The following is a 14,140-nucleotide window of genomic DNA, read 5'->3' as shown; positions in this document are numbered from 1 at the left end:
TGTAAAATGCACGCCATTGCAGTATTCCTTTACAGTGCTTGGTCTGCTTCTGTTCAACCCTTCAGCTGCTTCATAAACGTGCGCACTTTTTCCTTATCCTTTTTGCCATTGGTCTCCAGTGCACTGGAGACATCAATGCCGTAAGGCTGCAATGCCAGAATTTCCTTTACGTTATCCCTGCAGATTCCACCGGCAATGATGAGTCTGGACACGTCCAGCTTCTGTAACAATTCCATAGCGATCCGCTTTCCGCTTCCTCCGCGCAGGCCCTGTACATAGCTGTCCACAAGCAGACGATCCGCATGCGGAAACGCTGCAGCATCCATATCCTTGATTTGACCGATACGCAGAGCCTTCCATATTTCACAATTGCAGCTTTTTTTCAGCTGCCGGATATCCGCATCGCTTTCATCTCCGTGCAGCTGAATAACATCCAGACCTGTCTGCTTGGCAATTTTAGCTATGACGGCAGGCTGTTCATTCACAAAAACACCGACAAGCCTGCTGTATCGGATGATATTTGAAAGCCTGCAGGCGGAGGCTGCGGATATCTGGTGCTTTCCGGGAGCGAATACAAAGCCGACATAGTCCGGCTTCACCTCATTCATCAGTGCCGCATCCTCTTCGCTTTTAATACCGCACAGCTTTACAACTGCCATACTTCAGCTCCTGCAGGTGGGTACGGATATCCGGACAGCGCATGAAGCTCTCTCCGATTAAAACAGCATCTGCACCTGCTTTTCTTACATACTCCATATCCTCATGGGTGAAAATTCCACTTTCGGAAACGATGCTGATATCCGCAGGAATTCTGGAAGCTAGACGCTTTGTTGTTTCCAGAGATACTGCAAAGGTATGCAGGTCGCGGTTATTGATACCGATGATTTCCGGCTGCAGCTGCAATGCCCGCTCCAGCTCCTTTTCATTGTGTACCTCCACGATACACTCCAGATCGAGAAAGCGTGCCAGCTGATAGAATTCACGCAGGGTTGCATCCTCCAGCATAGCCACAATCAGCAGCATCATGTTTGCGCCAATACGCTTTGTCTGCACAACCTCGCGGGCATCCATAATGAAATCCTTGCGCAGAATAGGAAGATCGCTCACGGAACGGGCAATTTCTATATTTTCCAAGCCGCCCTGAAAGAAATTGCGTTCTGTCAGTATGGAGATGGCATTGATACCTGCCTCATCATACGCATTCGCAAAGCGCGCAGCGCTGAAATCCTCTACAATGACACCCTTGCTGGGACTTGCTTTTTTTATTTCTCCGATAACGAATAATGAATCATACAGCTTCATCTGCTTGGCGATCTTACCCTGTTCTCTTGGAAGCATCCGCATCAGCTCCTCCTCCAGTGTAGTTTTTTTCTTTTCTATGATCGTATCCAGTATCATGCACCTACCTCCTGTGACAGCTGTTGAAACATCCTGAATTTCGCCAGCGCCTGTCCGCTGTCGATACTCTGCTCAGCCAGCCTGATTCCGTCTTCCATGGTGTCAGCACGTCCACTGATATACAGGGCAAGGCCGCTGTTCAGTAAAACGGCATCCCGTTTGGCACTGTGCTCTCCCTGTAAAATATCCATGAGAATTTTGGCGTTTTCCACACTGTCTCCGCCGACAAGCTCCTGCAGCTGACAGCGCTTTCTGCCGAATTGCTCCGGAGAAATCGTATACGTACAAATCTGATTGTCCTTTAACTCATGTACAAGGGTATCTCCGGTCATGGAAACCTCATCCATACCGCAGTTCCCATGCACAACCACTGCCTGTTTAACACCCATTTCCTGATAGACATGAATCATGACATCTGCCATTTCCTCATTGTAGGCACCGATGACATAGGTATCGGGATGTGCCGGATTCGTCAGGGGTCCGAGAATATTAAACATTGTCTTTAATCCAAGCTGTCTGCGGATCGGGCCGACATGCCGCATGCTTTCATGATAGGTCTGGGCAAACAGAAAGGTGATGCCGACCTTCTCCAGCAGATAGGCTGCTTCCTTTGGCGGAAGGGTGATGTTGACATGCAGTGCCTCCAGGGTATCCGCACTTCCGCTTTTACTCGATACGCCGCGGTTTCCATGCTTGGCAACTGCCAGTCCTGCACCGCACAATACAAAGGAGGAGGTGGTGGAAATATTAAAGGTATTCAGACAGTCACCACCGGTGCCTACGATATCGACAATACCTTTCACATCGGTTGGAAGCGGTGTCGCCTTGCTTACCATGACCCTGGACGCTGCTGCGATTTCCGCAGGACTTTCCTTTTTCATCTTCATTGCGATCAGAAATGCGCTGACCTGTTCACTGCTTGCTCTGCCATCCATAATGATATTCATGGCAGTTTTCATTTCCTCTGTTGTCAGATCATGGTGTTCACTGACCTTTTTAATATATTCCTTTAACATACATAGCTCCTCGCTTTCGTTATAAAATTCTCAATAATTCGCATACCGTCCGGTGTCAGAATCGATTCCGGATGAAACTGAATGCCGTATACAGGATAGCGGTGATGCTGAATCGCCATGATTTCCTTTGTGCTGCTTTCAGCAGTTACGATGAGCTCCTCACCCGGCTGTTCAACAACCAGAGAATGATAGCGGGCTGCCAAAAATGTGGTGGAAAGACCATCGAACAGCGCGCAGGGTGCTGTTTGCGTGATTGCATCGCACTCACCGTGCCGAATCACCCTTGCATAGGTGATTCTGGAAGAAAATACCTCAGCTATGGCCTGATGCCCCAGACAGATTCCCAGCATGGGAATATCCCTGTAACACTGCTGAATGATAGATTCCATATTTCCGGCAGCATGGGGATGACCTGCCCCCGGTGAAAACACGAGAGCAGTCGGCTTCAGCTTTTGCAGCATAGAGGCATCAACAGCATCATTTCGCAATACGATGACATCTTGCGCATATACGGCAACTGCCTGATAGAGATTGTAGGTAAAGGAATCATAGTTATCGATGATTACAATCATACCGTCACCTCACCGTGTACTGCACGAAGCATGGCTTTAGCTTTATGCAGCGTTTCCTCATATTCCTTTTCCGGTACGGAATCCTTTACGATTCCGGCTCCTGCCTGTAAATAGACCTTATGTTTATGAAAGACAAAGGTACGGATGGTGATACAGGCATCAAATTGTTTATTGTAGCCTAAGAAGCCGATAGCCCCACCGTAAATTTCCCGTTTTACCGGCTCCAGCTGTTCAATGATATTCATTGCACTGATTTTCGGCGCACCGGACAGAGTTCCTGCCGGTAGGACACTGGCGAGTGCGTCATAGATATCACAGCTTTCCTTCAGCCGCCCGTGTACCTCGCTCGTCATATGCATGACATGGGAATAACGCTGCACCTGCTTCATATGCCGAACCTGAACACTGCCGATATCCGATACCCTGCCGATATCGTTCCGTCCTAAATCAATGAGCATGCTGTGCTCTGCATTCTCCTTGGGATCCTCCAGCAGGGATTGTGCTGCTTTCAGATCCTCCTGTTCATCAGCTCCTCTGGGACGGGTGCCGGCAATCGGCATCGTCATAATGGAACGTCCGCGACCCTTTAACAGCAGCTCCGGTGAAACACCGGCAATGACATATTCATCAAAATCAAGATAATACATATAGGGGCTTTTCCCCAGTGAACGAAGCTGAACATACGCATCCAATGGATCCTCTGTATACGAAGCCTCCATACGCTGACTCAGTACAACCTGAAAGATATCGCCTTCCTGTATGTGCTTCTGCGCCTGTTCCACGTTAGCCATGAATTGCTGCTTATTCATGGAGCTTGTGACGGTTCGCCTTGCAAGTGGCTTTCCACTATACGGCTTTCTGTGTGACAGGAAAGCCCGCAGCTCGTAAATACGTTGAACCGCTTTGTCATAGGCGTTGTCCAGACATCCGTTTTGTGTCTGCATATTCACAATGACATACAGCCGGTGCTGTTCATGATCAAGCACCAGCAGCTCTTCCACAAATGCAAACTGCATCAGGGGAAGCTTTAGAGAGGGAAGCCGGTTATCCTGAATGGCTTCAAATAAGCGAATCATATCATAATTGAAATGACCGATTGCTCCTCCTGTAAATACCGGCAGCTCCGGATAGATGGGAGCACATTCCTGCATTTCTTTCTTTAGGATGTCCAGTGGATTTCCATCCAGCTGTATTGTTTCATCGTATTGAATGAGAGCTGTAGTTCCACCTCTGCTTACCAGGCGTTTCCTACAGGGTAAAGCGATGATGGAATAGCGGCCATACGAGTTCAGAACACCGCTTTCCAGAAAAAATGAATAGGGTCCCCGCAGCGCTGCATACAGATCAAGCATATCGTCTGTTTCATAATCCAGTGCTGTGTAAACGGGAATTCGTGTATATGTGTCTGCGTAAATACGCACAGTTTGTAAATCGGGATAGATCATAGGGTTCCTCCTGTCCTCTGCATAGGCGGCTGTTAAAAGCTGCGCCATCGTCTGCTGTGACAGTAGAGAATTGCTTCTGTATTTTCCATTCTATTTTCCTTTCCTGCTACTGTATAAGAGTGAGAATAAAAATAAAAACCTCCGCCCTGTATCATAGGACGAAGGATCTTCGTTTAGCCACCTATACGTTTTGCGAAAAGACAAATGCAAAACACTCTTATACAAACACCAACATGTCTGCTTCCTCAGATAACGCGGGAATTGCGTCATCAGCTACTCATCACTTTTCGCCGATGCTTCTCTTCAGGGCCATTCACAAGATCTCTTCACGCTGAATTTCCACCGTCATCAGCTCTCTTTGGATCCGAGGGTTCTGTTACTCTTCCTGAATCAATCGAATGTATAGTCTTGATTATAAAGCTGATTTACATGATTTGTCAATAGATTTTCAAAACTATTTTCATTTTCTTTCAATATAAATGAAAATAATGCTGATAAAGAACATGTAACAAATGAATATTAAGTGCCGCGAACATCTGTTCTATTTATGCAGGCTTTATACCTTGATAAAAATAGCAGACACCAATTATTTTCTATATGCAACTGTCGAAAAACTGTTTTTATGAATTTGGGTTCTTTCTCGAATGTGGGTAAACTCAAAACAGGGAGACTTTAACTTCTATTGATAAATACAATAGTGGAAGTCTCTTGTTGCATACACCCTGAAGTAAGAAGGAACCTGAATTTGAAACAGTTTTATTGTGTACTTTATATGTATTATTTGTGAACAGCAAGCTGATTTTTCAGTTTCTGTAAGGTATCACAGGTGTATAATAAATTGGATACAAGATCGAGCTGTTCCATTGATAAAGAGCATAGCCATGTTGAGCAGTCTTGATGATATTTACTTTTCATTAGTCGATTTAACAGCAATCTTTCACCTCTTTTTTCTCTGTTCAACGCCTTGTTTAATTCCCTGTTCAACACCATCTTCAAAACTATCCAAAATAGCATTTTTTTCGCGCTGCTCCTGTATCTGCGTTGCCATCCCTATCGACCGGAGATCTTCTGCATCATGAAATTTTCTGTACGTTTCCACTTGGTGTCTTTTGGGTATAACCTTCTTCACCAGCCTTTCCTCTGTTTTTAATATACCATCTTCATCATTGTTTTTAAACAGGTACCCGAAGGGTAGAACCTAGCATAATTGTTCAAAGTCATTCAGCTTCCCGAATCCCTTGCGCTTAACAATTTCATTTATCTCCGGGAGATAAATGTAAATCCTCCTCATCAGGCTTCGCTTACTTTCCATCTCGCCTTCCTCATTTCTCATCTGATAGGCATCAATCCATTTTCTAGTGTACTCGGCATAGGAATTGAGAAAGATAATTTGATAAACAGGAAGATGAACGATAAATATAAAGTTCATATGCTTTCAGACTGTTTCCATATCGTGGAGGTTATCTGCATTTGTAGGGTATATGGAAACAATACGGATAGGAAAGGGAGGGGACGCATAAAGACCTGTTAACAGAGAAAGCTTTCTGTGGTTGGTGTTGCATGAAAAGGACTTGGTGGTGTTCCTGGTTAGGCAGGGCAGACTAAGAAAAAGCAGGCAGTGCTGTGAACCAAGGATAAATTGCATAGGGGAATCAATTACGCCGGCAAACCGGATTTCATGAAATCCATACCGTGTGGTACACTATAAGCAGGAGGTGTTTTTATGATACAGATCTTAAATGCACGTATACTCACTATGAAGGACAGACAAACAGCATCCTGTATGTGCATCGAACAGGGGAGCATTGTTTACATCGGTGATCACATACCGGAAGAATATAAAGCCGCAGATTGTGTGGATATGGGCGGCAGAGTCATCATCCCGGGAATCATAGATGCTCACAGCCATCTGGTATCCTGTGCGAATACATTCCGTCAGGCGGATGTAAGCAGTGCAAGAAGCTTTGCGGATATTCAGCACATACTTACTGATTTCATACAGCAGCATCATTTGAAGGAGCAGGACTGGGTGAGTGGTGTCGGCTATGATCATACGCTGCTTAAGGAGCGCCGGCATCCGGATGCCGATGTCCTAAAGGCTGTCGGCAGGCGGCCAATCGTGATTACTCATGCATCCTCCCATATGGGTGTTGCATCATATACAGCAATGCAGCTGGCCAATATCCCCCCTGATGCACCCGATCCGGATGGCGGCAGATATGGACGAAATACGGATGGTATGCTGAACGGCTATATGGAGGAAAATGCCTTTACATCATTTCTGCATCATGTGCCGATGCCATCCATGGAGGAGATGATGCGGCTGCTGGAGGATGCTTTGCAGCTATATGCCAGCTATGGAATTACCACCATACAGGACGGGATGATGAATGCGGCGGTATATGCCATATTGAAAGAGGCCGCAGCTCGTAATATATTGAAACAGGATGTGGTCGGCTATGTGGGAATCCGGGACAGTGAGGCACTGCGAAAGGAAAGCAAGCCAAAGGGAGTGCAGTATCATAAGCATTTTCGCATCGGTGGATATAAGATGTTTCTTGACGGCTCTCCACAGGGACGAACTGCATGGATGCAAACACCTTATCAGGGGGATGCCAACTATTACGGATATGGAACGATGAGTGATGAGGAAGTGGCTGCCTGTATTCGCAAAAGTCTGCTGGAGCATCAGCAGCTTCTCGCACACTGCAATGGTGATGCAGCAGCTGAGCAGTATCTGACACAGTTTGAAAAGGTTGTAAGAGAGCTGGATGCTAAGGATACCTTACGTCCTGTCATGATTCACGCACAGCTAGTGCAAAAGGAACAGCTGGAACGGATGAAGCCGCTGCAAATGATTCCTTCCTTCTTTGCGGCACATGTATGGCACTGGGGAGATGTGCATATTGAAAACTTCGGAGTACAGCGGGCTTCGCTGATTTCTCCATTGCGGGATGCGTTGCAGCTTGGACTTGTGTTCACCCTGCATACCGATACTCCCGTTATCGCACCGAATCTGATGGAATCCGTATGGTGTGCCGCTGTTCGCCGTACAAAAAACGGAGTGCTTCTCGGGGAAAAGGAACGTATTGATGTTTATGAGGCCCTGCGTGCGATCACGCAGTATGCGGCTTGGCAGTACCATGAGGAGGATCAAAAGGGAACGCTGGAAGCAGGTAAGCTGGCGGACTTTGCCGTCCTTGATCAAAATCCGCTGGAAATTCCGGTGGAGGAGATACGAAATATTCAGGTGCTGGAAACCTGGAAGGAGGGGACCTGTATTTATAAGCGGCAGGTGCAGGAATCGCAGAATATATAATTTTACATTTTCTTTCAATACTTTCTGATGTATTTCATTGAGATACCGCATTCTTACATTTTCTTACAAAATGCATTGACATTTCATTTTTCATCCCGTATACTGTAACTACAGTACAAGCGATGAAAAGAAATAGTACACATGTCCAGGCATGAAAGAGAGTTCCCGTTTGCTGAGAAGGGAATCATGAGTTGGCTGTGGAACACGTCTTGGAGCTGCAGATGCGAAACAACAGTAGTGTCTGCCGGTTGATTCCGTTACCGATCAAAGTGATGCTTCCATGACGATGAGCATGATCATCACTTACTGAGGTCAGTTTCCGCAAGGAGCTGATAAATTGAGGTGGAACCACGTAAGCAACAGCTTTCGTCCTCTGGACAAAATCCGGAGGATGGAAGCTTTTTTTCATCAGACGCTTGAAATTGAGGAGGAAAAATGTATGAAAAGGATAGCTTTAACAATGCTCGCACTGCTGTGCACACTCACTTTAACTGCCTGTGGATCAGATACAGCAAAGGGGGATGACAAGGAGGTACTGACCATTGGTATAGATGATACCTTTGCGCCAATGGGATTTAAAAAGGATGGGAAGCTGGTCGGCTTTGATGTGGAGCTGGCAGAAGCCGTTTCAAAGAAAATCGGTAAGAAGGTTGAGTTTCAAAACATTGACTGGGATTTAAAGGAAACAGAGCTGGAGTCCGGGAATATCGATTTGATCTGGAACGGATATTCCATCACGGAGGAGCGTAAAAAGCAGGTGCTGTTCTCTGATCCATATATGGAAAACCGTCAGATAATTATCACAACGGATAAGACGGGAATCAAGACAAAGGCGGACATTAAGGATAAAACCTTGTCGGTTCAGAAAAATTCCAGTGCGTATGATGCGGTCATGAAGGATAAGGACTTTGTCGCAGGCTTAAAGGATGGCAAGCCGACCCAGTTTGATACCAACAATGACTGTTTCATGGATTTGGAATCCGGAAGAAGCGATGCCATCGTTGTAGATGAGACTCTGGCGCGTTACTATATGAAGCAGCAGGATAACGGAGTGAACTATGTGGTACTGGATGAAAACTTCGGTACAGAGGAATATGCAATCGGAATGCGCAAGGATGATACAGAGCTGTGCAAACATATCAACAAGGCAATGCAGGAATTAAAGGACGATGGAACCTTCGATAACATCAAGGATACCTGGTTTAAATAAGCTATGGACTTCTTTATACAGCTGCTTCCGGCCTTTGTAGAAGGGCTGAAGATCACCCTGTTCTTCTGGGTGGTAACGCTGGTCGGCTCCTTTGTTCTGGCACTTCCCATGGTCTATGTCAGACTGTCAAGGAATGCGGTTGTCTCTACCATCGTTCGTTTCTATATTTATATCATGAGAGGTACACCGCTGCTTCTGCAGCTGATGTTCGTCTATTTCGGTCTTCCTTATCTGGGCATCCGTCTGGATCGGACAACAGCAGCTATACTGGCATTTCTTCTGAACTATACCGCATATTTCACAGAAATTCTGCGTGGTGGCATACAATCCATTGATGAGGGACAAAAGGAGGCAGCCAAGCTTCTCGGCTATTCCAACTCCTATACGTTTCTGCATATCCTGCTTCCACAGGCGCTGCGCAACTGTATTCCTTCCTTTATCAATGAGAGCCTGACGCTGTTGAAGGATACCTGTCTGGTTTCCATTCTGGGAATCGACGAGCTGCTGCGTTATGCCAAAATCGCAGCCGGTACCTATGCGACAGGACTTCCTTTCATTTATGTTGGTATGATTTATCTGGTCTTGAATATGCCGATTTCCCGCGGATTGAATTATCTGGAAAAACGGCTGAACTATTATAAGTAGAGGTGGCCGTATGAGTATACAAATTCAAAATCTATGCAAATCCTTTCACGATAATCAGGTGCTTCGCAATGTCGATCTGGATGTGAAGGAAAGGGAAATCGTTGTTTTAATGGGATTGAGTGGAAGTGGAAAGACAACACTGCTACGCTGTCTCTGTGATCTGGAAACCGCTGACAGCGGAGAAATTCTCATCAATGACAGCTACCTTCTGAAAGAGGAAAACGGAAGGAGTGTCTACGCGGATAAGGAAACAAAAAAGGCGCTGCGCAAGGAGGTCGGCATGGTGTTTCAGAACTACCAGCTGTTTCCGCATCGCAATGTACTTCAGAATCTGATTGAGGCACCCGTTTATCATAAGCTGATGAGTAAAGAGGATGCGGTTCAAAAGGCAGAGAAATTACTGGAACGGCTGCAGATCAGTGATAAGCTGCATGCCTATCCCTCTACTCTGAGCGGTGGACAGAAACAGCGGGTGGCGATAGCCCGTGCCTGCATGCTGCAGCCCTCTGTTCTGTGCTTTGATGAACCAACCAGTGCGCTGGATGTGGAATCCATTGCTTCCGTGACCTCCATTATCAAAGACTTAAGCAAAGAAATGGCGATTCTCATCATTACACATGATGAAGGCTTTGCCCAGCGTGTTGGTACGCGTGTTGTGAAAATTACGGATATCAATCGATAAGCTGGTGCTGATAGCGGCTATGTAGCATAAGGAAAATCAGTATATATAGGGTATCGTAAGGTATCCTTTTTATTTGGAAAATTTAATATATACATGATTCTACATACAAAGTCTTTTGAGATAAAGAAGGTTGGTATCAAATTTACATGCTTTTATGATAAGTATCATATACTGTATTTCTCAGTTTTTGAGAATAATGTGCTTATTTAATAAAAGGGTGTAAGCCTTATGTCGAACATAACTGCATCAAAGAAAAAACGCATAACTGCAATTGCAGAAATGCATTTATATGAAACTAGGCTATCTTTCATCTTCCTGCTCATTTAAAACCAGAAGATCCTCTTTTTGATATACGTGCGGTCCCGGTATGGCTTTTCGATGATTCCAGCACATGATAGATTCCTTTAAAGAACGCCCCGGATTATCCGCAAAGAAGGCTCGAATATATGTGTTGTATTCAAACTGCGGACTGATAACAGTTTTTTTTATGCTTCTTCTGTTCCTGTATGGCATACCATGCATCCACGGCATCCTGATATGTCTGTCCTGCGTGAGTTTTCAGCCAGTCCTGAAATTCCACATGGAAGGAAAACTTACTGCCAATCACAGATTTGAAAAATGCTCTGTGCTTCTGTGAACAAACAAGATCTTTCTCAATGATGGAATCGGGACACAGCGTGTCTGTGCGGTTGTTTTTTACTTTTCTTTGCTTTACGGCAGAACATATCGCATTTCCATGTAATATCTGAAGGATACGTTCGTTTAAATCAGCCTTGCTGCCGGATGCAGATACACCGCATGCCTTTAAAAACGCCTGCAGCTCCTCCTTTAGATAATAGTTTTCCTGAAACTGTTCCGGTGTTAAGGCTCTTGATAATTCCGGTCGCTTCATAAATACCTCCCATCTTCTTTTTCAAGCATTCGTTTTCCCTTTGTCCATGTATTTCAATCGTCGGGGACATAGAGGGAGCTGATGAAATTCTCTTATTGCTCAATTCGCAGGAGGAAAGCATCTATCGCTCTACAGCTTCAGCTGCCCCTGATGAACCTGCTGCTTTTTATAACCTCGGATTATATCATTCATACGGTAGCGGATACCGTATTTTCGACACTCTGTCTGAAACAGCTTATACAGCTTTGCGGCATGTGGAGAATCACAGCTGTAAACATTATGATAGCGCTGTTCATACAGTCTGCGTTTTCCCGGGAAATAATGATCCAGCTGATAGTAGTAATAATCCCTCTGATTATCCCGCAGAGTCATGCCAAATGCAGGGTAGATAAATTTCGCATGATGCTTTGCCGCAAGCTCGACGATACCGGTGATGTTTTCCGGTGTGTCATTGATGAAGGGAAGAATGGGCATCATCAAAATCCCCGCATAGATACCGGCCCTGTGCAATTCCTCCAATGCCAGAAAGCGTTCACTTGAGCTTGGGGCATACGGTTCAATCATCTTTCCCAGAGCATCATCCGCACAGGTGATTGTCAGCTTGATGATAACAGGATTATGTGAGGCAATGCGTGCCAGCAAATCCAGATCACGGAGCACCAGGGTGCTTTTGGTATCGATTCCCACACCGTAGCCATAGCGGTCGATCAGCTGTAATGCACCTCTTGTAATTTCCTGCTGCTTTTCAAAAGGGTTATAGGTATCCGACATGGCTCCGATGCCTATCACTCCTTTTTTCCGTTTACCCTTTAACTGACGCTCCAGAATAAGCAGCTCATTCTTCTTTTTCCGTACACGGTCAAATTCCTGTACCTGATAGCAGCTGCTTCTGGAATCGCAATAGATACAGCCGTGATTGCAGCCCTTATACAGATTCATATTAAAATCCATACCAAACCAGGAAAACTGCCCGATGGTATTTCCGCCCCCCTGTAAAATTGTCTTCGCCTCAATCTCCTCCATGGGCTTGCATGCATTTCCTGCGAGTGGAATATATAGCTCAATAACCGAAGCGTCCTGACGGTAGTGAAACCGCTCATCATACTTTTCGAAATAAACAAGCGCTCCCTTTGCAGGTGTCAGCTGTCTGTCCTTCAGCTCCTGCTTGAATATTCTATCGATGGTTTCCGGAAGCTTTGCCATATCACCATGATGCTCCACGCACAGATACTCCCCTTTGGGAATACGGTAAATCTGAAAGTGATCCGGATACAGCTGTGCACTGGGAACAGCACATGCATAGGTCAGACCCTGTGATCCGCGCCGGGTAAGGGCATATTTCACAAACTGCTTTCCCTGCTTCACATGATACATTTTCAGCTGTTCATTAAACCTTTTCCAGAATGCCATGGAAATGCCGGCATTTCTGCTCAGGGATGTTCCCAGTTTTGTTTCACAGCCTACCAGGAAGATATCATCCAGCCTGCACAGTCTTGCTTCCATAGGTTTTCCAAAGCTTTTCAGCCTTTTTCTCCGACTGGATTTCATTTGTCAGATACGTATTTCCATAAAACAGCGCATAGCCGCTCACCGGTCCCGGACAGCTCTGGGCAGCTTCCCGTGTGGTTATATGATGAACAACACAGGACTGTTCCCAGTTGTTCATCCATTCCGCGAATTTGAGCGCATACTGACTGGCAAACGGACATTGATCGGTATAATACAATACAAAGGTGTTTTCCGGATGCTGAGGTCGCAATACACCATCCGCAAAGCGCGGCTTCTCTCCACCCGCATGAAACGGCAGATGCATCAAAACATACTCACCTGCTTCATCAGCAGGGATGAAGCCTTTATATTTCAGATACGAGGGATCGCTCAAATAGGGCAGCTTCTTTTTTCCTGATAAAATCGTAAGACCATGCATTCCCTTCGCTTTGGCATCTGCAATGCAGTGCTCCAGCAACTCATCGGAATAGCCGCAGCCCTTAAAGCTTCCGGAAACCCACAGACAGTTGATGTGCATCCAGTTGTCTGCCTGAATAGGGAACCATGCGGCTTGAGCAGGTATATATTCAATAAAAACCTTACCGCGTACATCGGCCTTATAAAATACAAGCCCCTCCTCCATGCGTTCCTTCAGCCAAGCCTTTTTATCCGTGACGCTGTGATCCCCTTTTTTCTCTGTCATACTGCAGCAGATATGCTCCTTCTGTAAATTTTCCTGTGTCAGCTGTATATATTCCATGCTCTTTTTCTCCTTTACGGATGGTTTCCGTTATCGTTTTCTTACCGGTATGCGCAATACCGTTTTCAGATTTTCCGGCTTGCACTTTCTCGGATCTCCCAGATAGATTTCGTGATGCTTTCTAAGCTGTCCGCTGGCTGCAGTTGAGCCGATATCCACACAGCAGCCGTTTTCTTCAATAAAGGTATGCAGCTTCTTTAGGGATGCCGGTTCCTCATCATAGGAGCCCTTGTGCAGTATTTGTGCGCAGAGCCCCTCCTCATACCATTCCATACGTACGCGGTTGATATCTGCCTCCGGGTGCTTTTTATGAAACTCCTCACATGCCCATGCGAACACATCCTCCGTTACATATTCTGGAAGGCGGAGCATGGATGTCCACAGGAAATCCTCCTTACGGGAATAATCCATTCCCTTGATTCCCTTCATTTCCCACAGTCCCTCCAGCGGCGGCACCACATAATCGTGATAGCCCTCCAGAGCCTTAGTCCCCTTTCTGCTCATTTTGATCGTGAAGGTGATACCGTAAAGCAACTGCATCGCCTTGCTGTAATCACCATCCTCCTCATTCGGATTTCCTTTTCCATCCACCATCAGAAAGGGAATTGCCGCTATATCGATCAGCATACCCGTGGTTTTCGGCTGATAGAGGTCCTTATACTTTTTCTTATAGTCAAGCTTTATATTCTTTTCCATCGCTTCCATCTCCTTTT

General features: G+C 45.8%; 15 protein-coding genes and 1 other annotated feature. Of the genes, 4 read left to right on the top strand and 11 right to left on the bottom strand.

Annotated features, from left to right (window positions below; genetic code table 11):
- Positions 1 to 53 precede the first annotated feature (53 nt).
- The 7 genes from ACG3M1_RS19430 to ACG3M1_RS19400 all read right to left on the bottom strand — a co-directional run bounded on the left by ACG3M1_RS19430 (position 54) and on the right by ACG3M1_RS19400 (position 5,860).
- Entirely contained in the window at positions 54 to 659 is a 606-nt protein-coding gene (locus tag ACG3M1_RS19430) for a phosphoribosylanthranilate isomerase (RefSeq protein ID WP_002605844.1), read from the bottom strand.
- Complete coding sequence (gene trpC / locus ACG3M1_RS19425; RefSeq protein WP_002605843.1) at positions 631 to 1,398, bottom strand: indole-3-glycerol phosphate synthase TrpC; 768 nt, start codon at positions 1,396 to 1,398, stop codon at positions 631 to 633. Before trpC ends, ACG3M1_RS19430 begins: the two co-directional genes overlap by 29 nt.
- A complete protein-coding gene (gene trpD / locus ACG3M1_RS19420) occupies positions 1,395 to 2,414 on the bottom strand; it encodes an anthranilate phosphoribosyltransferase (RefSeq protein WP_002605842.1) in 1,020 nt (339 codons plus the stop codon). Before trpD ends, trpC begins: the two co-directional genes overlap by 4 nt.
- Positions 2,408 to 2,986: an anthranilate synthase component II gene (locus ACG3M1_RS19415; protein ID WP_002605841.1), complete on the bottom strand. Its 579-nt coding sequence runs from the start codon at positions 2,984 to 2,986 to the stop codon at positions 2,408 to 2,410. The genes trpD and ACG3M1_RS19415 overlap by 7 nt, the downstream gene beginning before the upstream one ends.
- On the bottom strand, positions 2,983 to 4,431 hold the full coding sequence (locus ACG3M1_RS19410) for an anthranilate synthase component I family protein (RefSeq protein WP_395814438.1): 1,449 nt from the start codon (positions 4,429 to 4,431) through the stop codon (positions 2,983 to 2,985). Before ACG3M1_RS19410 ends, ACG3M1_RS19415 begins: the two co-directional genes overlap by 4 nt.
- Positions 4,432 to 5,368: 937 nt before the next feature.
- The gene (locus tag ACG3M1_RS19405; RefSeq protein ID WP_002605839.1) at positions 5,369 to 5,560 is read right to left on the bottom strand and encodes a hypothetical protein; all 192 of its coding nucleotides are present in this window, start codon (positions 5,558 to 5,560) and stop codon (positions 5,369 to 5,371) included.
- Positions 5,561 to 5,629: 69 nt separating this feature from the next.
- Positions 5,630 to 5,860 (bottom strand): hypothetical protein, encoded by a 231-nt coding sequence (locus ACG3M1_RS19400; RefSeq protein WP_217780181.1) that lies wholly within the window; start codon positions 5,858 to 5,860, stop codon positions 5,630 to 5,632.
- Positions 5,861 to 6,154: 294 nt separating this feature from the next.
- On the opposite strand from ACG3M1_RS19400, the gene ACG3M1_RS19395 reads away from it, so the two are divergent.
- The 4 genes from ACG3M1_RS19395 (at position 6,155) to ACG3M1_RS19380 (ending at position 10,287) form a co-directional block, all read left to right on the top strand.
- Positions 6,155 to 7,750: an amidohydrolase gene (locus tag ACG3M1_RS19395; protein WP_002605837.1), complete on the top strand. Its 1,596-nt coding sequence runs from the start codon at positions 6,155 to 6,157 to the stop codon at positions 7,748 to 7,750.
- Positions 7,751 to 7,863: 113 nt separating this feature from the next.
- Positions 7,864 to 8,127, top strand: a binding site (T-box leader).
- Between the two features lie 62 nt (positions 8,128 to 8,189).
- Positions 8,190 to 8,960, top strand: a complete 771-nt coding sequence (locus ACG3M1_RS19390) for an amino acid ABC transporter substrate-binding protein (protein ID WP_002605836.1) — start codon at positions 8,190 to 8,192, stop codon at positions 8,958 to 8,960.
- A 3-nt stretch (positions 8,961 to 8,963) separates the two neighbouring features.
- Positions 8,964 to 9,605, top strand: a complete 642-nt coding sequence (locus ACG3M1_RS19385; protein ID WP_002605835.1) for an amino acid ABC transporter permease — start codon at positions 8,964 to 8,966, stop codon at positions 9,603 to 9,605.
- Between the two features lie 10 nt (positions 9,606 to 9,615).
- Positions 9,616 to 10,287 carry an amino acid ABC transporter ATP-binding protein gene (locus ACG3M1_RS19380; RefSeq protein ID WP_002605834.1) on the top strand — a complete coding sequence of 224 codons (672 nt, stop codon included), beginning with the start codon at positions 9,616 to 9,618 and terminating at the stop codon, positions 10,285 to 10,287.
- A gap of 457 nt (positions 10,288 to 10,744) precedes the next feature.
- On the opposite strand, the gene ACG3M1_RS19375 is transcribed toward ACG3M1_RS19380, so the two are convergent.
- From ACG3M1_RS19375 to ACG3M1_RS19360, 4 genes are all read right to left on the bottom strand, one after another.
- Entirely contained in the window at positions 10,745 to 11,179 is a 435-nt protein-coding gene (locus ACG3M1_RS19375; protein ID WP_395814435.1) for a DUF6434 domain-containing protein, read from the bottom strand.
- Between the two features lie 129 nt (positions 11,180 to 11,308).
- Complete coding sequence (locus ACG3M1_RS19370) at positions 11,309 to 12,682, bottom strand: effector binding domain-containing protein (RefSeq protein ID WP_002605832.1); 1,374 nt, start codon at positions 12,680 to 12,682, stop codon at positions 11,309 to 11,311.
- A complete protein-coding gene (locus ACG3M1_RS19365) occupies positions 12,654 to 13,427 on the bottom strand; it encodes a GNAT family N-acetyltransferase (RefSeq protein ID WP_002605831.1) in 774 nt (257 codons plus the stop codon). The genes ACG3M1_RS19370 and ACG3M1_RS19365 overlap by 29 nt, the downstream gene beginning before the upstream one ends.
- A gap of 30 nt (positions 13,428 to 13,457) precedes the next feature.
- Complete coding sequence (locus ACG3M1_RS19360; protein WP_002605830.1) at positions 13,458 to 14,123, bottom strand: GyrI-like domain-containing protein; 666 nt, start codon at positions 14,121 to 14,123, stop codon at positions 13,458 to 13,460.
- Positions 14,124 to 14,140 lie beyond the last annotated feature (17 nt).

Source organism: Clostridium sp. 10cd*, from assembly GCF_044336395.1.
GTDB classification, from domain to species: domain Bacteria; phylum Bacillota_I; class Bacilli_A; order Erysipelotrichales; family Erysipelotrichaceae; genus Clostridium_AQ; species Clostridium_AQ innocuum.
Note: the sequence above shows the minus strand (reverse complement) of the source record. Positions and strands in the feature narration are given on the sequence as shown.